At 70.9% G+C, this 23,220-nt stretch carries 16 protein-coding genes and 1 riboswitch; of the genes, 9 read left to right on the top strand and 7 right to left on the bottom strand.

The features are described from left to right. The first annotated feature begins 24 nt into the window (after positions 1-24). The 6 genes from ACGFU6_RS04005 to ACGFU6_RS03980 all read left to right on the top strand — a co-directional run bounded on the left by ACGFU6_RS04005 (position 25) and on the right by ACGFU6_RS03980 (position 7,011). Complete coding sequence (locus ACGFU6_RS04005) at positions 25-2,091, top strand: phosphocholine-specific phospholipase C (protein WP_393607935.1); 2,067 nt, start codon at positions 25-27, stop codon at positions 2,089-2,091. 161 nt (positions 2,092-2,252) lie between these two features. After that, a riboswitch (SAM riboswitch) is annotated at positions 2,253-2,362 on the top strand. Positions 2,363-2,411: 49 nt separating this feature from the next. After that, positions 2,412-2,804 carry a hypothetical protein gene (locus ACGFU6_RS04000; protein ID WP_393607934.1) on the top strand — a complete coding sequence of 131 codons (393 nt, stop codon included), beginning with the start codon at positions 2,412-2,414 and terminating at the stop codon, positions 2,802-2,804. Between the two features lie 195 nt (positions 2,805-2,999). Beyond that, on the top strand, positions 3,000-4,295 hold the full coding sequence (locus ACGFU6_RS03995) for a cytochrome P450 (RefSeq protein ID WP_393607933.1): 1,296 nt from the start codon (positions 3,000-3,002) through the stop codon (positions 4,293-4,295). After that, positions 4,292-5,551 (top strand): cytochrome P450, encoded by a 1,260-nt coding sequence (locus tag ACGFU6_RS03990; RefSeq protein WP_393607932.1) that lies wholly within the window; start codon positions 4,292-4,294, stop codon positions 5,549-5,551. Before ACGFU6_RS03995 ends, ACGFU6_RS03990 begins: the two co-directional genes overlap by 4 nt. A gap of 65 nt (positions 5,552-5,616) precedes the next feature. After that, the gene (locus ACGFU6_RS03985; RefSeq protein WP_393607931.1) at positions 5,617-5,829 is read left to right on the top strand and encodes a hypothetical protein; all 213 of its coding nucleotides are present in this window, start codon (positions 5,617-5,619) and stop codon (positions 5,827-5,829) included. Between the two features lie 174 nt (positions 5,830-6,003). Further along, entirely contained in the window at positions 6,004-7,011 is a 1,008-nt protein-coding gene (locus tag ACGFU6_RS03980; protein ID WP_393607930.1) for a LacI family DNA-binding transcriptional regulator, read from the top strand. Between the two features lie 64 nt (positions 7,012-7,075). Here the strand turns inward: ACGFU6_RS03980 and ACGFU6_RS03975 are convergent, their stop codons facing one another. From ACGFU6_RS03975 to ACGFU6_RS03950, 6 genes are all read right to left on the bottom strand, one after another. Then, a complete protein-coding gene (locus ACGFU6_RS03975) occupies positions 7,076-7,789 on the bottom strand; it encodes a hypothetical protein (protein ID WP_393607929.1) in 714 nt (237 codons plus the stop codon). Between the two features lie 39 nt (positions 7,790-7,828). Continuing rightward, complete coding sequence (locus ACGFU6_RS03970) at positions 7,829-10,093, bottom strand: glycoside hydrolase N-terminal domain-containing protein (RefSeq protein ID WP_393607928.1); 2,265 nt, start codon at positions 10,091-10,093, stop codon at positions 7,829-7,831. After that, the gene (locus ACGFU6_RS03965) at positions 10,090-12,066 is read right to left on the bottom strand and encodes a beta-galactosidase (RefSeq protein WP_393607927.1); all 1,977 of its coding nucleotides are present in this window, start codon (positions 12,064-12,066) and stop codon (positions 10,090-10,092) included. Before ACGFU6_RS03965 ends, ACGFU6_RS03970 begins: the two co-directional genes overlap by 4 nt. 76 nt (positions 12,067-12,142) lie before the next feature. Then, positions 12,143-13,114: a carbohydrate ABC transporter permease gene (locus tag ACGFU6_RS03960; RefSeq protein WP_393607926.1), complete on the bottom strand. Its 972-nt coding sequence runs from the start codon at positions 13,112-13,114 to the stop codon at positions 12,143-12,145. Beyond that, the gene (locus tag ACGFU6_RS03955; RefSeq protein ID WP_393607925.1) at positions 13,111-14,247 is read right to left on the bottom strand and encodes an ABC transporter permease subunit; all 1,137 of its coding nucleotides are present in this window, start codon (positions 14,245-14,247) and stop codon (positions 13,111-13,113) included. The genes ACGFU6_RS03960 and ACGFU6_RS03955 overlap by 4 nt, the downstream gene beginning before the upstream one ends. Before the next feature lie 92 nt (positions 14,248-14,339). Continuing rightward, a complete protein-coding gene (locus tag ACGFU6_RS03950) occupies positions 14,340-15,947 on the bottom strand; it encodes an extracellular solute-binding protein (protein WP_393608358.1) in 1,608 nt (535 codons plus the stop codon). 529 nt (positions 15,948-16,476) lie between these two features. On the opposite strand from ACGFU6_RS03950, the gene ACGFU6_RS03945 reads away from it, so the two are divergent. Both ACGFU6_RS03945 and yicI read left to right on the top strand, forming a co-directional pair. After that, positions 16,477-19,350 (top strand): glycoside hydrolase family 3 C-terminal domain-containing protein, encoded by a 2,874-nt coding sequence (locus ACGFU6_RS03945; RefSeq protein WP_393607924.1) that lies wholly within the window; start codon positions 16,477-16,479, stop codon positions 19,348-19,350. Positions 19,351-19,435: 85 nt separating this feature from the next. Beyond that, the gene (gene yicI, locus ACGFU6_RS03940) at positions 19,436-21,712 is read left to right on the top strand and encodes an alpha-xylosidase (protein WP_393607923.1); all 2,277 of its coding nucleotides are present in this window, start codon (positions 19,436-19,438) and stop codon (positions 21,710-21,712) included. Between the two features lie 64 nt (positions 21,713-21,776). Here the strand turns inward: yicI and ACGFU6_RS03935 are convergent, their stop codons facing one another. Next, entirely contained in the window at positions 21,777-22,316 is a 540-nt protein-coding gene (locus tag ACGFU6_RS03935; protein ID WP_393607922.1) for a DUF4232 domain-containing protein, read from the bottom strand. 256 nt (positions 22,317-22,572) lie between these two features. Between ACGFU6_RS03935 and ACGFU6_RS03930 the strand changes: the two genes are divergently transcribed. Then, a complete protein-coding gene (locus tag ACGFU6_RS03930; RefSeq protein WP_393607921.1) occupies positions 22,573-23,142 on the top strand; it encodes a TetR/AcrR family transcriptional regulator in 570 nt (189 codons plus the stop codon). Positions 23,143-23,220 lie beyond the last annotated feature (78 nt).

Below are 23,220 nucleotides of genomic sequence, written 5' to 3'. Positions count from 1 at the left end.
CCTCACCCCACAGAGGCCCCACTCATGGCAGAACTCAACCGTCGCCGCCTCCTGCAACTCGCCGGAGGCGCCGTCGCCTTCTCCGGGTTGTCGAGCAGCATCGCCCGTGCCGCGTCGCTCCCCGCGAAGGGCAGCACCGGCACGCTCCAGGATGTGGAGCACATCGTCGTCCTGATGCAGGAGAATCGATCCTTCGACCACTACTTCGGCACCATGAAGGGTGTGCGCGGCTTCGGTGATCCGCGTCCGGTCACGCTGCCCAGCGGGAAGCCGGTCTGGCACCAGAAGGACGGACTCGGCAAGGAGGTGCTGCCGTTCCGGCCGCCCGCCGACGACCTCGGGCTGCAGTTCCTCCAGGACCTGAACCACGACTGGGCCGGCGGTCACCGGGCGATGAACAAGGGCGCGTACGACCAGTGGGTGCCGGCCAAGACGGCCACCACGATGGCCCACCTCACACGCGCAGACATCCCGTTCCACTACGCACTCGCCGACGCGTTCACCGTCTGCGACGCCTACCACTGCTCGTTCCTCGGTTCGACCGACCCGAACCGGTACTACCTGTGGAGCGGGTACACCGGCAACGACGGCACCGGTGGCGGCCCTGTGCTCGGGAACGCGGAGGCAGGGTACGGCTGGACCACCTACCCCGAGCGGCTGGAGAAGGCCGGGGTGTCGTGGAAGGTCTACCAGGACATCGGTGACGGGCTCGACGCCGCAGGGTCCTGGGGGTGGATCGACGACGCGTACCGGGGGACGTACGGCGACAACTCGCTTCTCTACTTCAACAGTTATCGCAACGCCAAGCCCGGAGACCCGCTCTTCGACAAGGCGCGCACCGGTACCGACGTCAAGAACGGTGACGGGCTCCTCGACGACCTGAAGGCGGATGTCCGGGCCGGGACGCTTCCCAAGATCTCGTGGGTGGTGTCTCCGGAGGCGTACAGCGAGCACCCCAACTGGCCTGCCAACTACGGTGCCTGGTACATCTCGCAGGTGCTGGACGCGCTGACCTCCAATCCCGAGGTCTGGGGCCGGACCGCCCTCTTCATCACCTACGACGAGAACGACGGCTTCTTCGACCATGTCGTGCCGCCGTTCGTGCCGTCGGGCGCGGCGCAGGGGCTGTCGACCGTGGACACCTCCGCCGACCACTTCCCCGGCGACATCGCCAACGCCGCCGGGCCGTACGGGCTCGGCCAGCGGGTGCCCATGACCGTCGTGTCCCCCTGGAGCACCGGCGGGTTCGCGTGTTCGGAGGTCTTCGACCACACCTCCGTCATCCGGTTCATGGAGGAGCGCTTCGGCGTGCACGAGCCGAACATCTCGCCGTGGCGGCGCGCCGTCTGCGGCGACCTCACCTCGGCGTTCGACTTCAGCCGCACGGACGCCGCGCCCGCCGGGCTGCCCTCCACGGACGGATACGCGCCGCCGGACGGGAACCGGCACCCCGACTACGTACCGGTGCCGCCCGTCTCCGGCAGTGTGCCGAAGCAGGAGTCCGGCACGCGTCCCACCCGGCCGCTGCGGTACGCGCCCCTCGTGGACGGGGCGGCCGATCCCGGGACCGGGAAGTACCAGCTCACCTTCAGTGGGGGCGACGCGGCCGGGGCGCAGTTCCTGGTGACGTCCGCGAACCGCGGCGACGGGCCCTGGACCTACACCACAGAGGCGGGCAAGTCGCTCTCCGACAGCTGGAACACGGCCTACTCCAGCGGAGTGACGGACCTCACCGTGCACGGCCCGAACGGGTTCCTGCGCGGCTTCCGCGGGCCCGGCAAGCCGGCCGGACCGGAGGTGACGGCACGTCACAACCCGGCCAGTGGGGCCATCGACCTGACCCTCACCCATGCCGGTTCGGGGACCGTCCAGCTGACCGTGCGCAACGCGGACGCGTACGGCGGGGGCGCGCAGACCTTCGCCGTGCGGGCGGGCGCGACCGTGAAGCACACCGTTGACCTGCGGGGGAGCAAGCGCTGGTACGACGTCACGGTGGTGTCGGACGCGGACGCCACGTTCCTGCGCCGGTTCGCCGGACACGTCGAGACGGGCGAGGCCGGCACGAGCGATCCGGGCCTCGTCACCGGCTGACCGGCCGCCCCGGCGCGCCCATCCGGCAGCCGGGCGGCCATCGGGGAGAGTCGGGGGCGCACGGACCGGCGCAGCCGTTCCTGTGCGTCCCTGACGGGCCGTCGGCTGTGCGGGCCCTGCGTGTCGGGGCGCACCGCCCCGGTGCGTTAGGGTTTTTACCGGGTCATGAGTTCCAGTGCGCAGCCCCGGCTTGCTGGACGGCACCCCGCTCCGCTGCGGGTGCTCCGGGTGACGACCTGCCCCGTGCGCGAGGTGCGGGGAACAGCGGACCGCGGTGCAGAGCGCTCGGGGTCCATCATCCCCGGAAGGCGGGACTCACCATGCTGCGTCATCTCCACGAGCACGGCTCCGTGCGGAGCGAGGACTGCGACCGGTACGCCGCGGGCCATCAAGTGCACTGGATCCACGCCAAGAAGTGCCGGCAGGAGCCCGGTCAGGCCGTCGAGATACTGCTGACCGCCGGTGATGTCCAGGACGACGGGTGGGTCGAACTGCGCGCCGCCTTCGACTACGCGGGCAGCCTTCCCAGGGTGTGGACGCATGCTCCCGACGGGCTGCGCGAGGCGCTCGCCGGTCACCGCGGGCGGGTGTACTGGCTCGACCGGTGGCACGCGCTGAAGCTCGTCGACGGTGCAGGCCGGGTCGCCGGGCTCGTCAACGTCGCCTACGAGAGAGGCGAGTTGTGCGGAGCCCGGGGTCCCGGCCGCTCGTAGCCCAAGGGCCGTCCCGGGGCGGAGGCGGAGCTTCGGCGGGGTGATCAATTGTCGGGACATGTCGGCCTGTTGCTTCATTCAGAGCGCACAATTGATCGCTATTGACCGCTGCGGCGTCACATAAAATCCTTATAGTGGGCGTGCGTTGATCGCCTGATCGTGACGCGTGACGTGTTCGCCACAGAAGTCAGGACGATGACGCGCCCATCCTCCACAGAGCCCGAGTCCGCCTCGCCCCGTCCGGAGTGCCCCGCGCACGCGGGGGCGGGTGCCGTGCCCCTCAGCGGGCCCTCGTTCCAGACCGAGCCGCAGGCCGTCTATCGCGCCATGCGGCGGGATCACGGGCCGGTCGTCCCCGTCGAGCTGCCGGGCGGATTCCCCGCCTGGCTGGTCATCGGGTACCGCGAGCTCCATCAGGTCACCAGCGACGGTGAGCTCTTCCCCCGCGATGTCGGACTGTGGAACCAGTGGGAGCACATCCCCGACGACTGGCCGCTGCTGCCCATGGTCGGACGACCGCTGCCGTCCATCTACTTCAGCGCCGGGGACGAGCACCGGCGGCACGCGCGGATGGTCGGACCCGCCCTCGAAGGGGCCGACCCGTTCGAGATCCGCCGCCACAGCGAGCAGCTGGCCGACCGGCTGATCGACGCCGTGTGCAGCCGGGGCACGGCCGACCTCGTCGCCGACTTCTGCGAACCCCTTCCCGTGCTCGTCCTCGCACGCCTGGTCGGCTTCCCCGACGACGAAGGGGCCGGCATCGCCCGGGTGCTGAAGGACCTGGCCGACGGCGGTCCGGGCGCGCAGGACGCCCACCTGCGTTTCGGGGAGCACATGACACGGCTGGTCGCCGCGAAGCGTGCCGAGCCCGGCGACGACGTCACCTCGCGGATGCTCGCATTCCCCGAGGCCTTCACCGACGAGGAGTACATGCTCGACCTGATGGCCATCACGGCCGCCGGGCACCTCACCACCGCCGACTGGATCAGCAACTCGCTGCGGCTGATGCTCACCGAGGACGAGTTCGCGCACTCGATGGCGGGCGGCCGGCGCAGTGTCGCCGAGACCATGAACGAGGTGCTCTGGGAGGACGCGCCGACGCAGATCCTCGCCGGACGCTGGGCCGCCCGGGACACCCGGCTCGGCGGACACTCGATCACGGCGGGGGACATGCTCCTGCTCGGGCTCGGCGCCGCCAACACCGATCCGCTGATCCGGCAGAGCCTGTCCGGCGGCGGCCCCTCCGCCCAAGGGGGCAACGGCGCGCATCTCGCCTTCAGCCACGGCGAGTACCGGTGCCCCTTCCCCGCCCAGGAGATCGCGGAGATCATCGCGCGGACCGGCATCGAGGTGCTGCTCGACCGGCTGCCCGATCTGGAGCTACGGGTTCCCGTCCCGGACCTCGTGCGACGGCCCTCCGCGTTCCTGCGCGGGACCACCTCGCTCCCCGTTCGGTTCACCCCCGTTCGTACGACAGGAGACCTCACGTGAACTGCCCTCACGCCGCCGCGCACGCCGCCGCCGCCCCGAGCGTCGCGACCGTCGTCATCGACCCCATGGTCCAGGACCTGGACGGCGAGACGGCGAGGCTGCGCGAAGCAGGCCGGCTCGCCCGGATCGAGCTGCTCGGCGTACCGGCCTGGACCATCACCCGCTATGCCGACGCCCGCCGGCTCCTGGTCGACCCGAGGCTGGTGAAGGACCTCGACGCCTGGGGGCTGTGGCAGAGCGGCGAGGTGACGCACGCGTGGCCGCTCATCGGGATGATCGACGCCGGACGGTCCATGTTCACCGTGGACGGCGCCGAGCACCGGCGGCTGCGGACCAAGACCTCCCAGGCGCTCACCCCCCGCCGCCTGGAGGCCATCAGGCCCGAAATCGAGAAGTTCACCCAGGAACTGCTGGACGCGCTCGCGGACGGCGGCAGGGACGGGGCCGTCGTCGACCTGAAATCGGTGTTCGCGCAGCCGCTGCCGATGCGGGTCGTCGGCATGCTGATGGGCGTGGACCCCGCCGAGAACGCCATGCTGACCAGGCAGTACAAGGCCTTCTTCTCGATGCTCACCCCGCAGGACGAACGCCTCGCCCTGCTCGCCGAGCTGGACGTCTTCTACGCCGGACTCGTCCGTGGGAAGGCCGCACGGCCCGCCGACGACCTGACCTCCGCGCTGATCCTGGCCGACGAGGGCGGCGAGCCGCTCACCGAGGAAGAGGTGGTGGGCAACCTCAAGGCGATGGTCGCGGCCGGACACGAGACCACCATCGGCCTCATACTCAACGCGGTGCGAGCCCTCCTGGCCCACCCGGAACAGCTGCGGATGGTCCTCGACGGGCAGGTCTCCTGGGAGACCGTGATCGAGGAGACGCTGCGGTGGGACACCCCGACCACCCATCTGCTGATGCGGTTCGCCACGGAGGACATCCAGGTGGGTGACGACGTCATAGCCAAGGGCGAGGGAGTGGTCATCTCGTACCGGGTGATCGGGCGGGACTTCGAGCAGCACGGCGCCGGTGCGGACGCCTTCGACATCACCCGCCCCACCCCCATCCGGCACATGACGTTCGGCCACGGTCCGCACATCTGCCCCGGCGCGGCGCTCTCCCGCGTCGAGGCGGGGATAGCCCTGCCCGCCCTCTTCGCCCGGTTCCCCGCCCTGCGACTCGCGGTGCCGGACGCGGACATCCGCAAGCTCCCGGTGATGACCCAGAACGACATGGAGGCCTTCCCGGTACTGCTCAACGCCTGAGTCCGGGCCGGGACGGACCCGTCGTTGTCCGGACTGCCCGCCGCCGCGCGCGTACCGTGGAGGCCATGAAGATCCGCTTCGGAGTGGGGCTCGGTGCCGGTTCGTCCCTGTCGGACTCCAGCCGGATCGTCGACCGTCTCGAGAGTGACGGCGTGGACTCCCTCTGGCTGTCCGAGCACATCTACTCGGACGCCGTGGACCCCTTCATCGGCAAGTCGCGACAGGAGTACGGGCGGCCGCCACGTCGGGCGGCGGCGCGGATGGCGGCCCGACAGTGAGTCGAAGCGCTTCGACTGGACTCTGGACACGCTGTGTGTGCGGGTCTAGGGTCGCATTATCCGTGCATGTCAGAGGCAGCCGAAGGAAGTCGAAGCGCTTCTCCTCGGTCGTGACTGCCGGTGCAGGCCGGTATGCGTGCCGGTGTCCGACGTCGTTCTGTGATGGAGAGCTGAATGGTCACCCTTGCCGAGGTCGCGCAGCACGCCGGAGTCTCGGCCAGCACGGTGAGCTACGTCCTCAGCGGGAAGCGGTCCATCTCGGCCCCCACCCGCGAACGGGTCGAGCGGTCCATCAAGGAGCTCGGCTACCACCCCAACGCGGGTGCGCGGGCGCTCGCCAGCAGCCGGTCGAACATCATCGCGCTCATGGTGCCGCTGCGCACCGACATGTATGTCCCCGTGATGATGGAGATCGCCATCGCCGTCGCGACGACGGCCCGCACCCACGGTTACGACGTCCTGCTGCTGACCGGTGAGGAGGGCCCCGCCGCGGTACGGCGGATCGCCGGCAGCTCGCTCGCCGACGCCATGATCCTGATGGACGTCGAACTGCACGACGAACGGCTGCCGCTGCTGCGCGAGACGGACCGCGCCGCCGTGCTGATCGGGCTGCCCGCCGACACCGAGGGGCTCACCTGCGTGGACCTCGACTTCGAGGCGACCGGGGCGCTCTGCGTGGAGCACCTGGCCGGCCTCGGGCACCGTGAGATCGCGGTGATCGGTGAGGCGGCGGCGGTGTACGAGCGGCACACCGGATTCGCCGAACGCACCGTCGACGGGGTGCGGGCCAAGGCGCGCGAGGCCGGGGTGCGGGTCCTGCACCGGCCCTGCGAGGGCGGCTATCCGGCGATGGCCCAGACCCTCTCGCGGATATTCGACGAGCGCCCCGGCACCACGGGCTTCATCGTGCAGAACGAGTCGGCGGTCGAGCCGCTGCTCAACCTCCTGCGGCAGCAGGGCCGGGCGGTGCCCGAGGACGTGTCCGTGGTCGCGATCTGCCCCGAGCAGGTAGCCGCCCAGGCATCGGTGCGGCTGACCTCGGTGGCCATTCCCGCGCAGGAGATGGGCCGCCGCTCGGTCGAACAGGTCGTTGCCAAGCTCTCCGGTCGCGGCACGGACGAAACGGAGCTGCTGGCACCGGAGTTGACGGTTCGGGAGAGCACGGGGCCCGCCCCGAGGTGATGCCGCACGGCGCCTGTGCGCGCACGAGCCGGCACCCGCGAGGGAACCGGGTCGTGCGCGCGGCTCAGCTCGCGGAGACGCCGAATCCGTTCGTCGTGAAGTCCAGGCCGCCGGCGGACGAGGTGATCTCGTAGCCGAACTGGACGTCACCGATGGTCTCGTCGCCCCACCAGCCCTTGGTGTCCTTGATCCACTTCAGGATGGGCAGGATGTTCACCGAACCCGCTGTGGAGTCCGAGGTGCGCAGGAACGAGAAGACCTGGTTCGCTCCGTTGTCGCCCTTGTAGACGGTCCAGGAGTGGCCGCCGAGCGTCACCGTTCCCTGCGAGGTGCCGAGCGGTCCGACGGCCCCGTTGTAGTTGACCCAGAGCATGACCTCGTAGTCGTAGTCGGTGTCCCAGATGTCGTACGAGGTGTTGTACGCACCGGACGACGGGACGGTGACGTTGTAGTCGCTGGTGAGCGACGACAGCGAGGTGATCGACTTGCCGACGACCTTCTTGGCGTTCGGGTACGACTTGATGCCGCCGGTGTTCGGGTGATCGGCCGAGACGCCCCACTTTGAGGACGAGTCGGCCCAGATGGACTGCGAACCAGCGCCGGAACCCCAGATGTTGTTGTACAGCGTGTATCCGTCGGAGGTCGTGTAGTTGCCCCACTGGTCCGATGAGGACCAGACGGCGGCCTGGGCGGGTGCGGCGGCGAAGGCGAGCAGTGCCGCCACCGCCGTTGCCGGGACCGTGACGAACCTGCTGAGCGTGCGGATGCGTGTTGCCATGGTTGTCCCTTCCATGGTGGGGGGATGGGGTGGGGAGTGCTATCGCGGCCCCAGATGGAGCACGCGGTCCACGCCGGCCGTCAGCTCCAGGGGAGCCGCGGTGAGTCCGGCGGAGGAATCGGTGAGTGCGCTGCCGTCTCCTGTGCGGACATCGACACGGGCGGCGCGTGTGGGGTGCAGCACCGCGGTCGCGGTCCCGTCGGCGGACCAGCAGAGGTCCAGGGCCGCGCCGAACCTGGTACGTATGCCGCGCAGTTCACCGCTCGGGCAGCCGGTGAGCGGTGCGGGCAGCAGGACCAGCCGGTGGGGCGTCGACTGGATGAGCGACTCGATCACCGCGGCGGGCAGCGCATGGGCGGCGTCCGCGTTGTAGACGACGCGCCCCGGATAGTGCGCGCTCATCAGGGAGTCGTGGAAGAAGTCGCCCGAGAGCACGGCATTCAGCGCGGCCGAGGCCCGCGCCCCGTCCCGCAGCCGCGCGGCGACCAGCGCGTGGTGCAGATGCCCGTGGGCGGAGTCGTTCTCCGAGCCGCGCAGCTCCAGCGCGCGACGGGCGGCGGCCGCCAGTTCCGGGGTGTCGTACGGGTTGACCGCGTCCAGCGGCCACACCGGGTAGAGGTGGCTGAGGTGGCGGTGGTCGTAGTTCTCCTCCAGGCCCGGCCACGCCCATTCGGCGAGCGCGCCGTCCGCGTTGACGGCGAATTCCGGCAGCCGCCCCGCCAGTTGGCGCCGACGGGCGGACGCCGGGTGGGCCGGGGAGCGGTCGGCCGACGCGGTCAGCGCGTGACGGGCGGCCGCGAGGTCCATCGTCGCGTTCACCGTCACCCAGCTCGCGTTGGCGGGCCGGTTCTCCGGCGAGTACGAGGGCACCAGGGCGAGGGTCCCGTCCGGGGCGGTCCGGGTCAGGAAGTCCTCGTAGAACAGGGCCACCTCGTGCAGGGCCTCGTCCAGCCGGGGGTCCGTCACCCCGCTGGTCTCGGCGTGTTCGAGCAGCGGTGCCAGGAGCCAGTCCGCACCGGCCGTCCACAGATGAAGCGGGTACGCACGCTGGAAGTGGCGGGTGTGGCCGGACTCGCCGTCCGTGTGGGACGGGGCGACGATCCCGCGCGCCCCGAACACCGCCCGTGCGTTGTCCCGCCAGTCACCGAGCTGCCCGTACACCAGGGCGGCATGCGCCAGGGACACCTCCGGCAGCGCCGCGGCCGCCGCCGAGGCGATCTGGAGGTTGAGGTTGGCGTTCGTGGTGAACGCCCCCGACCAGGCGGTGTCCCAGTCGCCCGTCCACAGCCCCGTCAGCCGGGGCGGCAGCACACCGGAGGACGAGAACAAGTGGTAGCGCCCGGCCGCGAACAGCCGCTCCAGGAGCGCCGGGCTGTCCGGCAGGCGGGTCAGCTCGCTCCCGGGAAGCGCCCGCTGCGCCGGGTCCGCGTCCAGGGTCAGGGCGGCCCGCTCGAAGGCCGGCCGGTGCAGCGCGAGGTGCCGGCCGAGCAGCGCCGGGTAGTCGCCCTCCGGCAGCGCCGCGTACTCCGCCGCGAGGTCGGGGTCGCCCGCATGGCGCCGCACCCGGGTGAGCACGAGCAGGGACCGGGCCCCCTCGACGCGGATGCCCTCACCGGACACCGACACCTTCCCGCCGTCCGCCCGGACGACGCTCACCCCGGTGTACGCCGCATCGCTGTCCGGGTAGCCCACCCGCAGCGTCAGCCGGCCGCCGCCGGGGAACAGCGCGGTGCCGCGCCCGATCGCGAGCCGGGGCGGGGCGCCGGGCAGGGTGTGGTCCAGGGTCAGGTCCACCGCGCGCCCGGGGCCGGTCACGCGCTGCACGATCACGTCGTCCGCGCGGGAGACGAAGACCTCGCTGCGCCGGCCCTCGCAGACGGCAGTGATCTCACCCGTGGCGAAGTCGACCGAGCGGCGATAGCCGGTCAGCGATGTCTCGTCAGCGGAGGCGGAGGCGGACGCGGATGCGGAGGCCGGGACGGGCCGGACGCGTGTCTGGAACGCCGGGTGGAAGGGCTGGACCCAGACCAGCGGCCGCCCGGCCCCGAACCCCTCGGCCGCCGTGGTGTCCCCGGCCAGCAGGGCGTCCCGCAGCCGCTCAAGCCGGTCCGCGAGCTCGGGCGGGCGGGTGTGCTCGCTGCCGTTGGGCCGCACCAGCGTGTGGTGGCTGACGATGACCCGGTCGTCGGCCGGGTCCCCGTGGACCATGGCGCCGTGCCGGCCGTTGCCGCCGAGGAAGGCGTCCTCCCAGCGGGCGGCGGGGCGAGGCTCCCAGGTGCCGTCGATCTGTGCGCGGACGGTCACAGCGCGGTGCTCCTCAGCACGGCCACGCCGTGGCGGCCCAGCTCCACCGTTCCCCGCACCGCCCGGCCGGTCAGCAGGTCCGCCAGGTCGCCGGGCACGTCCACGGCGACCGTGCCCCGCCCGTGGTTCAGCAGGAAGATCAGCTCGCCGCGGCGGACCGCCTCCACCCCGTCGGGCAGTCCCGCCAGCACCGGCTCCGCGCCGGCCTCCCGAGCCACCCCGCCCAGCAGTGCCCGCAGCGCCTGCGGTTCGGGCAGCGTCGACACGTACCAGGCCCGGCCCCGGCGCAGCACCGCGGGCAGCCCGGCCAGCTCGCCGTCGCGGTAGGCGGCCACCACCTCGGTGCCCGGCTCCGCCTCCAGCTCCTCGGACCAGAGCCCGCCCCGGAAGCCGTCGCACTCCACGGCCGAGCCCGCGTCGAGCGGCCACCACTCGTGCAGGGTCCTGATGCCGAACAGCTCACGCAGCCGTGCGTCCATGCCGCCCGGCCTGATCCGGTCGTCCACGTCCGCGACCCCGCTGAAGAACCCGCAGACCAGCCGCCCGCCGCCGCGCACGTACGCCACGAGGTTGTCGATCGCGGCGTCCGTGAGCAAGTACAGGTGCGGCACGGCCACCGCCTTGAACCGGCTCAGATCGGCATCGGGACGGGCGAACTCTGTGGCGAACCCGTCCTCCCACAGCGCCCGGTGCCAGCTCCGTACGACCTCGGTGTAGTCCAGCAGCGAGGACGGCCTGCCCTCCTGCGCACCTGCCCACCAGGAGTCCCAGTCGTGCAGGATCGCCACCTCGGCGGCGACGCCGCTGCCGCCGACGGCCGGTCCGAGCAGGGCCAGTTCCGCTCCCAGGCGCTTGATCTCCCGGAAGGTGCGGCCCTGTTCGCCGGCGTGCGTGAGCATCCCGGAGTGGAACTTCTCCGAGCCCTGCCGGGACTGACGCCACTGGAAGTAGCAGACGGCGTCCGCGCCGCGCGCCACCGCCTGGAGCGACCAGAGCCGGTTCAGGCCCTCGGGCTTGGGGTGGTTGACCCCGCGCCAGTTGACCGGTCCTGCGGCCTGCTCCATGAGCATCCACGGACCGGCGGCCTGCGAGCGCGTCATGTCGGCGATCATCGCGTTGTACTGGCCGCCCAGCGGGTCCCGGGGGTCCGGGTAGATGTCGACGGAGACGATGTCCTCCTGGGCCGACCAGGCCCAGGCGTCCTGCCCCGACCACAGCGGCATGAAATTGGTCGTCACCGGGATCTGCGGGGTGTGCCGGGCGACGATGTCGCGCTCGGCGGTGTAACACTCCATCAGCGCGTCGGAGGTGAACCGTTTGAAGTCCAGCACCTGGGCCGGGTTCTTCATGTACTGCGCCGTGCGCGGCGGCAGGATCTCCGTCCACGCGTCGTAGCGCTGGCTCCAGAACGCGGTGCCCCAGGCCTCGTTGAGCGTGTCGAGCGTGCCGTACCGGCCGCGCAGCCAGCGGCGGAAGTGGGCCGCGGTCCCGTCGCACCAGCAGTGCGTGCAGTACTCGTTGTTGATGTGCCAGACGGTGAGCGCCGGGTGGTCCGCGTACCGCGCGGCGAGGTCCTCGGTGAGGGCTGCGGCGTAGCGGCGGTAGACGGGGGAGCTCGCGCAGAACTGCTGGCGCGACCCGTACCAGATGACCGAGCCGTCCGCCGCGCGCGGCAGCGTCTCGGGGTGCCGCGCCCCCATCCACGGCGGCGGGGAGGCGGTCGGGGTGGCGAGCACGACGCCGATGCCGTGGGCGTGCAGCAGGTCCATCAGCCGGTCCAGCCAGCCGAACTCCCGTGCACCGGGGCGTGGTTCGATCTTCGCCCAGGAGAATACGCCGAGGGTGACGGAGTTGACCCCGGCCTCCTTCATCAGCCGGGCGTCGTCCTCCCACACCTCCTCGGGCCACTGCTCGGGGTTGTAGTCGCCTCCGAAGAGGATGCGGCCGCGGGCCGCGTCACGCAGGGACGGCATGGCGTCTCTCGTTCCTTCTGCTCATTCGGGTCATCTGCTGCGAACCGGGCGTGCGGGGGACGGCGCGGCCGGGGGGTCAGCCCTTCACGGCGCCCGTGAGCATGCCCTTCTGGAAGTGCTTCTGGACGAACGGCGACAGCACCGCGACCGGGATCAGCGCGAGGATCATGACCGCCATCTGCACGGCGAGGCTGTTGATCGCCCCGCTGCTGACCGCCGCGCCCATGGCCCCCGGGGGCACCTGGTGCTGGAGGACGAGCTGACGCAGGATCATCTGCAGCGGGTACTTGTCGCTGTCCTGGATGTAGAGCATCGCGTTGAACCACTGGCTCCAGTAGCCGACCGCGTAGAACAGCGAGATCACAGCGATCACCGCGCGCGACAGCGGCATGATGATCTGGAGCAGGATGCGCCACTCGCCGGCGCCGTCGATCCGGGCCGCGTCGATGAGCTCGGGCGCCGTGTCCATGAAGAAGCCCCGCAGGACCAGCACGTTGAAGACGCTGATCGCGCTGGGCAGGATCATCGACCAGTAGCTGTCGCTCAGCCCGATGCCCGTGACCAGCAGATACGTCGGGATGAGACCGGCACCGAAGAACATCGTGGCCATCAGGGTCATCAGCAGCGGTCGGTGCGCGAAGGAGTCGCGGCGGCTCAGCCCGTACGCGCACAGGACCGAGACGACCATGCTGACCGCGGTGCCGACGACGGTGAGGCCCACGCTCACGGCGGCCGCGCGGGTCACCGCGCCCCCGCTGAGCAGCTCCTTGTAGGCGATGAAAGTGATGTGCCTCGGCCACACGACCAGGCCGCCCGCCTCGTTGATCGTCCTGGTGTCGGAGAGGCTGGTGACCAGCACCACCCAGATCGGGATGATCACGACCGCGCAGATCGCGACGAGACCGAGGCCCTTGAAGGCGAGCCCCGCCCGGGTGGGCTCCTCCTCCCACACGGGACGTGGTTCCATGCGCAGGGCGCGCTGGAGCGGGGTCTTTGTGGGTGGCACGGCCTGGGCCGGGTCCTTCTCATGTTCCAGGAGAGTTGTCATTTCTTGGAGTACACCCCCTGCTCACCCAGCATGTGGGCGACCTTGTTGGCGCCCAGCACCATGGCGACGCTGAACAGCCCCTTGAAGATTCCGGCGGCGGCCGCGTAGCCGAAGTCACCGGTCTTGATGCCCGTCCACCAGATGTAGGTGTCGAGGATTTCCGAGGCCCCGGCGCCGACCTGGTCGCGCTGGAGCAGGATCTGCTCGAAGTCGAGGTTGAGCGCGCTGCCCACCCGCAGGACGAGCAGCAGCGCGATGACCGGGCGCAGCGCCGGCAGCGTCACGTGCCACATGCGGCGCCAGCGGCCCGCCCCGTCGACGGCGGCGGCCTCGTACAGATCGGTGTTGACGGCGGCGAGCGCGGCCAGGAAGACGATCACGCCCCAGCCGGCGTCCTTCCACACCGCCTGGGCGGAGACCAGGAACTTGAAGAAGCCGGGGTCGGTCATCAGGTCGAAGCCCTCGTGACCGTGGTCGCGCAGCCACTGGGCGACCAGTCCGGCGCCGCCGAACATCTGCTGGAAGACGGTGACGACCAGCACCCAGGAGAAGAAGTGCGGGAGGTAGACGACCGCCTGGACCCAGGCCCGCACCCGGGCGCTCATGATCGTGTTGAGCAGCAGCGCGATCGCGATCGGGATGGGGAAGAAGAGGACGAGCTGGGTGACGAAGATGACCAGGGTGTTGATGAGGACTTCCCAGAAGCGGTAGTCCTCGAAGATCCGGGTGAAGTTGTCGAAGCCGACGAAGGGGCTGCCGGTGATTCCGAGGTCGTAGACGTCGTAGTCCTGGAAGGCCACGATGTTCCCGAGCAGCGGGATGTAGTTGAAGATCAGCAGCAGGGCGATGGCCGGCAGCGTCATCAGCACCAGGGCGCGGTCGCGCCGCAACCGCTGGCGCCAGGTGATGCCGCCCGCCCGCGGTCCGGGGCCGGCTGGTCCGCTCCTCGCCGTCCCGTTCTTCGCCCGCCCGTTCCTTGCCGTGCGCTTCCGGCGGGCGACGGTCGCCCGGGACCTGCCTGTCCGCCCGACGCTTGCGTGCTTGCCGTCACCGTCACCGCTCCCGCCGGCCGGGGCGCTCGCCCCGTCGGAGGTGCGGCCCGGGTCGGCCGTAACCGTGGCCCGTGGCTTCACCCTGTGCTCCCCATGTCGTGCTCCTGGCCCCGGCCGCCGGGCTTCCCGCGCCCGGCGGCCCTCTCACCGCGCACCGGCGCGGGTCGTACGTGTCAGTTGCCGGAGCCGTTCTTGTCGAGAATGTCCTGGTACCAGGCGCGCAGCTTCTCGCCGCCGCTCTTCTTCCAGGTGTTCACCGCGTCGTCGATGTCGCTGACCTTCTTGCGGCCGCGCCTGATGTCCTTCTGCAGGTCGTCGAAGGGCGTGTACAGGGAGGCGTAGCGCTGCGGCTCGACGATCTGCATACCGAAGAAGAGCGGCTTCTTGACGTTCGGGGCCTGGCGCGCCATCCAGGCCGCGTAGTCCTTCGCGAGCTGCGGCTGGTCCGGGTAGGCGATGGAGGTCGGGGGCGAGGCGAGGAAGAGGAAGGTGGAGGGCTGGGCCTCCTCGACTCCCTGCGGGGTGTAGGCCGGGGCCCCGTCCTTGAGCGTGTAGTGGGTGCCCTCGACGCCGTAGTTGGTGAGCATGAACTCCTTGGTGCCGTACGGCGCGGCCGCGTAGTCGGCTATCGCGAGGAACTCCTCGATCCGGGCCTTGGGGAGCTTCTTGCTGAGGAAGGTGAAGATGCCCGCCGGATCGTCCTGCCACAGCACCGGCCTGCCGCCGTCATGGCTGAAGAAGTCCAGTGCCTGCATGTCGAACTTGGCGTTCGCGGAGGCCTGTTCGGTGACCATGCCCTTCCAGCCGCCGGTGCCGTCGTTGTACATCACCACGTGTCCGCTGGTGAAGCGGATCTTGGCGTCGGCGTCCTTGTTGGCCTCGGCGTCCGGGTGGACGTAGCCGCCGTCGTGGAGCTTGCGGGCGAAGGCGAGCGCCTCGCGGTACTCCTTCGTCTCGATCTTGTGGACCAGTTTGCCGTTCTCCAGCTGCCAGTAGTGCGGCGCGTCGGGCAGCAGGCCGTAGATCTTCTGGATGCAGGTCCAGAGGTCGTCGAAGGCCCACACCTTCTTCTTCGGAGCGGTGTACTCCTTGCCGAACGCCAGCAGGTCGTCCGCGCTCGCCGGTACGGCGCCGGAGCCGGTCAGGTCCTTGCGGTAGAAGATCGCGTTGCCGATGACCGGCGTCGGCATGGGCAGTCCGCGCAGCTTGCCGCCGAAGACGGAGTACTGCCAGGCGCCCGTCGGGATGTTCGCCAGGTTCGGGTACTTCTTGACCGCGTCGCCCGCCAGGTAAGGGCTCAGGTCGGCGAACTTGGCGGTGATCGCGTTGCGGATCTGTCCCTGCATGTTCCAGCCGGGGATCGTCATGACATCGGGGATGTCCGACCCGGCGAGGACCGCGCCGATCTTGTCCTGGTAGGTGTTGCCGTCCTGCGGGTCGAAGTTCAGTGTGGCGCCGACCGCCTTGTTCACCGCCGTGTAGTACGGGTTGTTCTTCTTCGGGACGGTGCCCCACAACGGGGTCATGACACGGAATTGCGAACCCTTGCCCGGGACCGACTTCACCGAGGTGACCAGCGGGTCCGGCAGTCTGGTGAAGCCGGGGCTCGAACCGTTGACGCTCGCGACATCCGGCTCGACCAGGTTCAGCGGGGCGTACGACGGCACAACCTTCTTGAGCGCCTTGCCCGTTGTCGTTCCCTCCTTGGTGCCGGCACCGGAACCGGATCCGCCGCACGCGGCGAGCAGCGGCACCCCGCCGGCCACGGCGACAGCGGCCACCGCGCCGGTGGCGAGGAAGCCTCTGCGGCTCGGAGCCGTGGGGGAGGGGGAGGAATTCGGCGTCATTGCGTCAACCCTTCGAGGCGCACCAGGACGACACGTGGCGGGCGACCGCCGTTCGGTTCCTGTGTCTGAGGTGGAGCGTTGCTGACTGGGCCGGCGTGACCGGCCGCAGGTGAAGCGGTTCAACAGGGAGGCGGCAGGAGCTGTCGTCGTCCCGGGAAATCCAGGGCGCCGGGCGCCCCGTCGAAGTCCTGTCGAAGCGCTTCGATGTTGCAGCGAGGTTAAGTGAAGGGTCCCGGGCGCACAAGAGTCCGTTTCCAGATTCCTCCGACCTGTTTCCCAACCGTTTCCTGGCTCAGCGAGACCCATCGCAGGCAGTTGAGTACGGAGGTCGAGGTCGGGGCCTTGACATGGGCGGGGTTGGCCGCCGAGCATCGAAGCGCTTCGAAGGATCTTCTGAGGTTTCTCGGAGGCTCGCACGAGGTCCTGGCGCCAAAACCTCCCACCTCTCCAAGGGGACCCGCACGTGACGGAACAACCACAGCCCTTCCGCGACCCCCGGCTGCCCTTCGCCAAGCGCATCGACGACCTGATCGGGCGGCTCACGCCGGACGAACGGATCGCGATGCTGCACCAGTTCGCACCGGCGGTCGACCGGCTCGGGCTCGGTGCCTTCAGGACCGGCCAGGAGGCCCTGCACGGCGTCGCCTGGATGGGACCGGCGACGGTCTTCCCGCAGGCCGTCGGGCTCGGCGCCACCTGGAACGGTGAACTGGTGCGCCGGGTCGGCGAAGCGGTCGGCAACGAGGTCCGCGCCAAGCGGGCCGAGGACGACCGCGTCGGCCTCAACGTCTGGGCCCCGACCGTGAATCTGCTGCGCCACCCGCTGTGGGGCAGGGGCGAGGAGGGGTACTCCGAGGACGCCTGCCTCACCTCCGCCATCGCGGTCGCGTACACCCGGGGGCTGCGCGGCGACCACCCGCACTACTGGCGGACCGCCCCCGTCCTCAAGCACTGGCTCGCCCACAACAACGAGACCGGCCGCGACACCTCTTCCTCCTCGGTCCGCCCGAGGGTCCTGCACGAGTACGACCTCAAGGCCTTCCGCAGCGCGGTCCGGGCCGGGGCGGTGGCCGGGGTCATGCCCGCGTACAACCTGGTCAACGGGCGGCCCAACCACGTATCGCCGCTCCTCGCGCAGCAGTTGCGCACCTGGAGCGACCGCTCCCTGGTGGTCTGCTCCGACGCGGGGGCGCCCTCCAACCTCGTCGACTCCGAGCACTACTTCGACACCCACGAGGAGGCGACGGCCGCCGCCCTGCGGGCGGGCGTCGACAGCTTCACCGACCACGGCCAGGACTCCTCCGTCATGACCGGCCGCGTCCGGGGAGCCCTGGAGCGCGGTCTGATCGACGAGCACGACATCGACACGGCCGTCCGCAGGCTGCTCGAACTGCGCTTCTCGCTCGGCGAGTTCGACCCGGACCTCGATCCCTACGCGCAGGCCGCCGACTTCGACACGGCCGGACACCGGGCGCTCGCCCAGGAGGCCGCCGAGCAGGCCGTCGTCCTGCTGAAGAACGACGGGCTGCTGCCGCTGGAGCCCGCCGCCGGGACGACCGTCGCGGTCGTCGGCCTGCTCGCGGACGCCTGCAAGCTCGACTGGTACAGCGGCACACTGATCCACCGCTCCACACCGCTCGACGGGATCCGGGAACGCTTCGGTGCCGAGAACGTCGTGTTCGCGGAGGGTGCCGACCTGGTCCGGTTCAAGTGCGCGGACGGCTGGCTCCAGGTGCCGGCGGCGGACGCCGGACAGGGCGCGCCGCGCGGAGCACAGGGCGCCCTCGACCCGGCGCTCGTCGCAGGACGCACCGATCTGCCCCCGCTGACCTGCGGCGACACCCCGACCGAGCTGGCGCTCGTGGACTGGGGCAACGGTGTGATCACCCTGCGGGAACCGGCGGGCCGCTATCTGTCGGTGGCCGATGACGGCTATGTGCGGGCGTCCGCGGACGAGCCCGGCGGCTGGATCGTCCAGGAGACGTTCCGCCTGGAGGCGGTGGAGGAACATGCGGGCGGTCACCGGCTTCTGCACGTCGGAACAGGTGGGTATGTCTCTGTCGCCGCCGGCGGCGTAAAGGTTGCCGCCCCGGGCGGGGAAGTTCCCGGACGCGCAGGCTCGTCCGGCACCGTCTTCGAGACCGAGGTGACCGAGCGCGGCGAGGGCGCCGTGGCCCGCGCCGCGGCCTCGGCCGACACCGTGATCGTCGTGGCCGGCAACGATGCCCACATCAACGGGCGCGAGACCGAGGACCGCACCACCCTCGACCTGCCGGCCCATCAGGAACGGCTCTGGCGCGCCGCCCACGCCGCCAACCCGCGCACGGTCCTGGCCGTCACCTCCGCCTACCCGTACGCCCTCACCGACGCGGCGGCCGCGCTGCCCGCGCTGCTGTGGACCGCGCACGGCGGACAGGCCGCCGGAACGGCGCTCGCCCGGGTCCTGGCCGGGGACGTCTCGCCGGCCGGCCGGCTCCCGCAGACCTGGTACGCCTCCGACACGGAACTGCCCGGCCTGCTCGACTACGACATCATCGGCTCCCGCCAGACCTACCTCTACTACCGGGGCACACCCCTCTACCCCTTCGGCCACGGTCTCTCGTACAGCGAGTTCAGCTACAGCGCCCTGGCCGCCGAGCGCGCGGGCGACCTCGTCCGGGTGTCGCTGACCGTCACCAACACCGGATCCGTCGCCGCCGACGAGGTCGCCCAGCTCTACGTCCGGGCGGTCGCCCCCTCGGTCCTGCGGCCGCTGCGGCAACTGGCGGGCCACCGCAGGCTGCACCTGGCGCCCGGCGCCGCCGAACGCGTCGGGTTCGACGTGCCCGTCACCGAACTCGGGCACTGGGACGTGGCGCACGGCCGCTGGACCGTGGAGCGCGGGGCGTACGAGTTCCAGGCCGGAGCCTCCAGCGCGGACATCCGCGCCGTCACCGTGGTCACCGTCGAGGGCGAACCCATCGCGCCCCGGGCTGTCCTGACGCGGGGTCTGGAAGCGGCCGACTACGACGAACAGCTGGGCACCGCGATCGTCGACCGGACGAAGGCGGACGAGGACGCCGTGACCCCCATCGCCGAACGCAACGAACTCCTCTACCGCAACTGTGACTTCGGAGCGGGAGTACGGGGCCTGACGGTGTCGGCATCGGGCAGGGGCGCCGTCCGGATCAGCGTCGACGGCGCCACGGTCACCGTCCCGGTGACGGCCGGCGGCGGACCGTACGACTACCGCGTCCAGCGGGCCGCCATCGCCGCCTCGGGCATCCGAGACCTGCGCGTCGCTCTGGACGGCACCGTACGGCTGGCCCGGATCGCCTTCACCGGGGAGGGCGAGTGAACCGGCCCGCACCACGAACCCCTGCTCCTCCCCGTCAAGCCCCTCCCGTTCCCGTTACCCCCGTTGCCCCCGGCAAGGAGTCCGCATGAAGTTCACCGACGGCTTCTGGCTCATGCGTGAGGGCGTACGAGCCTGCTACGCGACCGAGATCCGTGACCTGAACGTCGGCGAGGACCGGTTCACCGCCCATGCGGCGGTCAAGCACGTCGCCGAACGCGGCGACACCCTCAACACGCCTCTGATCACGGTCGAATGCTTCTCCCCGGCCGAGGGCGTCATCGGGGTGCGCGCCACCCACCACGCCGGGACGGTGCACCGCGGACCCGACTTCGCGCTCCCCGGCCTCGACCCGGCGGCCGCCGGCGCCCGGACCACGCGGGACGGCGCGGTCACCGAACTGACCAGCGGACCGCTCACCCTGCGCATGGACGGCGACGGACCCTGGGGCCTCACCTTCCGCGACGCCGACGGCCGCAGGCTCACCGGCGTCGACGCCAAGGGCACCGCCTTCGCCACCGCACCGGACGGCACCCACCACATGCTTGCCCAGCTCGCCCTGGACATCGGGGAGAACGTCTACGGCCTAGGCGAGCGCTTCACCCCGTACGTGAAGAACGGCCAGAGCGTCGACATCTGGCAGGCCGACGGCGGCACCAGCAGCGAACTGGCCTACAAGAACATCCCGTTCTACCTCTCGTCCCGAGGCTACGGCGTCTTCGTCAACCACCCCGGAAGGGTCTCCTTCGAGATCGGCTCGGAGTCCGTGGGGCAGGTCCAGTTCAGCGTCCAGGACCAGTCACTGGAGTACTACGTCATCGCCGGTCCGACCCCCAAGGAGGTACTGGCCCGCTACACCGCGCTCACCGGCCGCCCCGCGCTGCCGCCCGCCTGGTCGTTCGGTCTCTGGCTCACCACGTCGTTCTGCACCTCCTACGACGAGGAGACCGTGACGTCGTTCGTCGACGGCATGGCGAAGCGGGAGATCCCGCTGTCCGTCTTCCACTTCGACTGCTTCTGGATGCGGGAGTACCAGTGGTCGGACTTCCTGTGGGACCCGGACGTCTTCCCCGACCCCGAGGGCATGCTGGCCCGGCTCAAGGAGCGCGGCCTGCGCATCAGCATGTGGATCAACCCGTACATCGCCCAGAAGTCGTCGCTGTTCGCGGAGGCGGCGGAGCGCGGATACCTGGTGCGCCGGCCGGGCGGCGACATCTGGCAGTGGGACCTGTGGCAGCCCGGCATGGCCCTGGTCGACTTCACCGACCCGGCGGCGCGCGAGTGGTACAGCGGGAAACTCCGCGTCCTGCTCGACCAGGGAGTCGACTGCTTCAAGACGGACTTCGGCGAGCGCGTGCCCACCGACGTGGTCTGGCACGACGGCTCGGACCCGGAGCGGATGCACAACTACTACGCACAGATCTACAACCGCACGGTCTTCGAACTCCTGGAGAAGGAGCGCGGACACGGCGAGGCGGTGCTCTTCGCCCGCTCCGCGACGGCCGGCGGCCAGCAGTTCCCGGTGCACTGGGGCGGCGACTGCTTCGCCTCGTTCACGGCGATGGCCGAGTCGCTGCGCGGCGGCCTCTCGCTGAGCCTGTCCGGCTTCGGCTTCTGGAGCCACGACATCGGCGGGTTCGAGGGCACCCCGGACCCGGCGGTCTTCAAGCGCTGGCTCGCCTTCGGCCTGATGTCCTCGCACAGCCGCCTGCACGGCAACGTGTCGTACCGGGTGCCGTGGGCGTTCGGCGAGGAGGCGGTGGACGTCACCCGCAGGTTCACCCTCCTCAAGCACCGGCTGATGCCGTACCTGTACGGGGCGGCCGCCACCGCGCACCGGACGGGCGTCCCGATGATGCGTCCCATGCTGCTGGAGTTCCCGGACGACCCGACGACCCGGATGCTGGACCGCCAGTACATGCTCGGACCGGACCTGCTGGTCGCACCGGTCTTCACCGAGGACGGGCAGGTCGAGTACTACGTCCCCGAGGGCACCTGGACCTCGCTGCTGACGGGGCAGACCGTCACCGGACCGGTCTGGCGCCACGAGACCCACGGCTTCGACAGCCTGCCGCTCCTGGTGCGGCCCGGCGCGGTGCTCCCCTGGGGCGCCGACGACCAGCGCCCGGACGCCGACTGGCTGGACGGGCTCACCCTGCGCGCCTTCGGCCCGGCGGCCGGCGCCGACACCCTGGTCACGGTGCCGGACCTGACGGGCGCGGTCGCCGCGACGTTCCGGGTGGTCCAGGACGGGACGGCCCTGCGCGTCACGGCCGAGGGCGGCGACCGGTCCTTCCGCGTGGTCGACGAGGAGACGGGAGCCGCGGGGGAGGGCACGGGCACGGTGACGGTGCGGCGCGCCTGAGGGGCTGCGGTGGTGCGGGCGGTCCGAAGCGGTGCGGGGGCAGCGCTTCGGCACCGGCCCGGCCTCAGCGGGTCGCGCCCTCCAGGGCCCGGTCGGCGGAGGCGCGGGAGGTGTGCCACAGCGTCGTGATCGGCTCCCACACCTGGATTCCGCGGCCCATTCCCACCGTCGAGGCGCCGAACGTGACGCCGTGGTGCGAGGGGTCCGCCGCAACGGACAGGGTGCGCACGACATGGCCCTCCGAGGCACCCGGGGCCGCCGTGCGCACTGCCGCGTACCCGTGCTCGCCCGGTGAGAGCGTGTAGGGGGCGCTGGTCGCCGGCGGCACGGCCTCGGCCGAGCCGTCCAGCCCCCGGAAGGTGACCGTCGGGATCCGGTCCACCACGCAGGTGGTCCCGCCCCGGTTGGTGACGGCGATCCGGGCCACGTTCCGCTGCCCGCCGGAGGAGGCCGAGACCTTGAGCGCCTGCTCCTGGCAGACGCCGGGGCGGGCCGCCGTCGCGGCGGCCGGGGCGGCGCCGGGGGCAGCGGCCGCGCCGGTGGCCGTCAGGGCCAGGGCGGCCGTCGCTGTGAGCGCGGCGGTGAGGGTGGAGGACAGACGCATGATTGTTTCTCCCGTTGGATCGACAGCCTGCGGTCGTGGCCGGAGGGCCCCGGCGGCCGGTACACCCGGCAGGAACATTCTGGACGGTATGCCACGCTCCTGGCGATAGATAGGACATATCGGTTCAATATCTGCTGCGGAGGGTTCGTGGGCCTCTGTCGCGGGCGGCCCGTGGGTGATTGTCTATTTGCCTACACCTATTAGGTAAATAAAGAATAGGTGTAGGGTGGTGGTAATCGCCGACGGAAGGACCAGCATGGTGCGCGCAGGGCTGACCGCCGACCGCCTGGCCCAGGCGGGGGCAGAGCTGGCCGATGAGGTCGGCTTCGACCAGGTGACCGTCTCGGCGCTCGCCCGGCGGTTCGACGTCAAGGTCGCGAGTCTCTACTCCCACCTGAAGAACTCCCACGACCTCAAGACCAGAATCGCTCTGCTCGCCCTGGAGGAGCTCGCCGACCGAGGTGCCGCCGCACTCGCCGGGCGGGCGGGCAAGGACGCGCTCCGGGCCTTCGCGGACGTCTACCGCGACTACGCCCGCGAGCACCCCGGCCGCTACGCCGCCGCCCAGCTGAGGCTCGACCCGGAGGCGGCCGCCGCCAGTGCCGGCCGCAGACACTCGCAGATGACCCGGGCCATCCTGCGCGGCTACGACCTGACCGAGCCCGACCAGACCCACGCCGTCCGGCTACTGGGCAGCGTCTTCCACGGCTACGTCAGCCTGGAGATGCAGGGCGGATTCAGCCACAGCGCCCCCGACTCGCAGGAGAGCTGGTCACGGTCGCTGGACGCCCTGGACGCCCTGCTGCGCAACTGGCCCGCGCCCTGACCCGAGTTCAGTGAGCCCTGGCCGAGGCCGGCCGCCCGCCGGTGAGACCGAACACTTCGACGTTCCGAGCACAGGTAG

Origin of the sequence: Streptomyces sp. NPDC048462, from assembly GCF_043200175.1 — a bacterium.
In the GTDB taxonomy this organism is placed as follows: Bacteria; Actinomycetota; Actinomycetes; order Streptomycetales; family Streptomycetaceae; genus Streptomyces.
Note: the sequence above shows the minus strand (reverse complement) of the source record. Positions and strands in the feature narration are given on the sequence as shown.

Excerpts from the sequence above, each read along its gene's own strand:
- ACGFU6_RS04005 (WP_393607935.1), top strand. The coding sequence starts at position 25 with ATGGCAGAACTCAACCGTCGCCGCCTCCTGCAACTCGCCGGAGGCGCC.
- ACGFU6_RS04000 (WP_393607934.1), top strand. The coding sequence starts at position 2,412 with ATGCTGCGTCATCTCCACGAGCACGGCTCCGTGCGGAGCGAGGACTGC.
- ACGFU6_RS03995 (WP_393607933.1), top strand. The coding sequence starts at position 3,000 with ATGACGCGCCCATCCTCCACAGAGCCCGAGTCCGCCTCGCCCCGTCCG.
- ACGFU6_RS03985 (WP_393607931.1), top strand. The coding sequence starts at position 5,617 with ATGAAGATCCGCTTCGGAGTGGGGCTCGGTGCCGGTTCGTCCCTGTCG.
- ACGFU6_RS03980 (WP_393607930.1), top strand. The coding sequence starts at position 6,004 with ATGGTCACCCTTGCCGAGGTCGCGCAGCACGCCGGAGTCTCGGCCAGC.
- ACGFU6_RS03975 (WP_393607929.1), bottom strand. The coding sequence starts at position 7,789 with ATGGCAACACGCATCCGCACGCTCAGCAGGTTCGTCACGGTCCCGGCA.
- ACGFU6_RS03965 (WP_393607927.1), bottom strand. The coding sequence starts at position 12,066 with ATGCCGTCCCTGCGTGACGCGGCCCGCGGCCGCATCCTCTTCGGAGGC.
- ACGFU6_RS03960 (WP_393607926.1), bottom strand. The coding sequence starts at position 13,114 with ATGACAACTCTCCTGGAACATGAGAAGGACCCGGCCCAGGCCGTGCCA.
- yicI (WP_393607923.1), top strand. The coding sequence starts at position 19,436 with ATGAAGTTCACCGACGGCTTCTGGCTCATGCGTGAGGGCGTACGAGCC.
- ACGFU6_RS03935 (WP_393607922.1), bottom strand. The coding sequence starts at position 22,316 with ATGCGTCTGTCCTCCACCCTCACCGCCGCGCTCACAGCGACGGCCGCC.
- ACGFU6_RS03930 (WP_393607921.1), top strand. The coding sequence starts at position 22,573 with ATGGTGCGCGCAGGGCTGACCGCCGACCGCCTGGCCCAGGCGGGGGCA.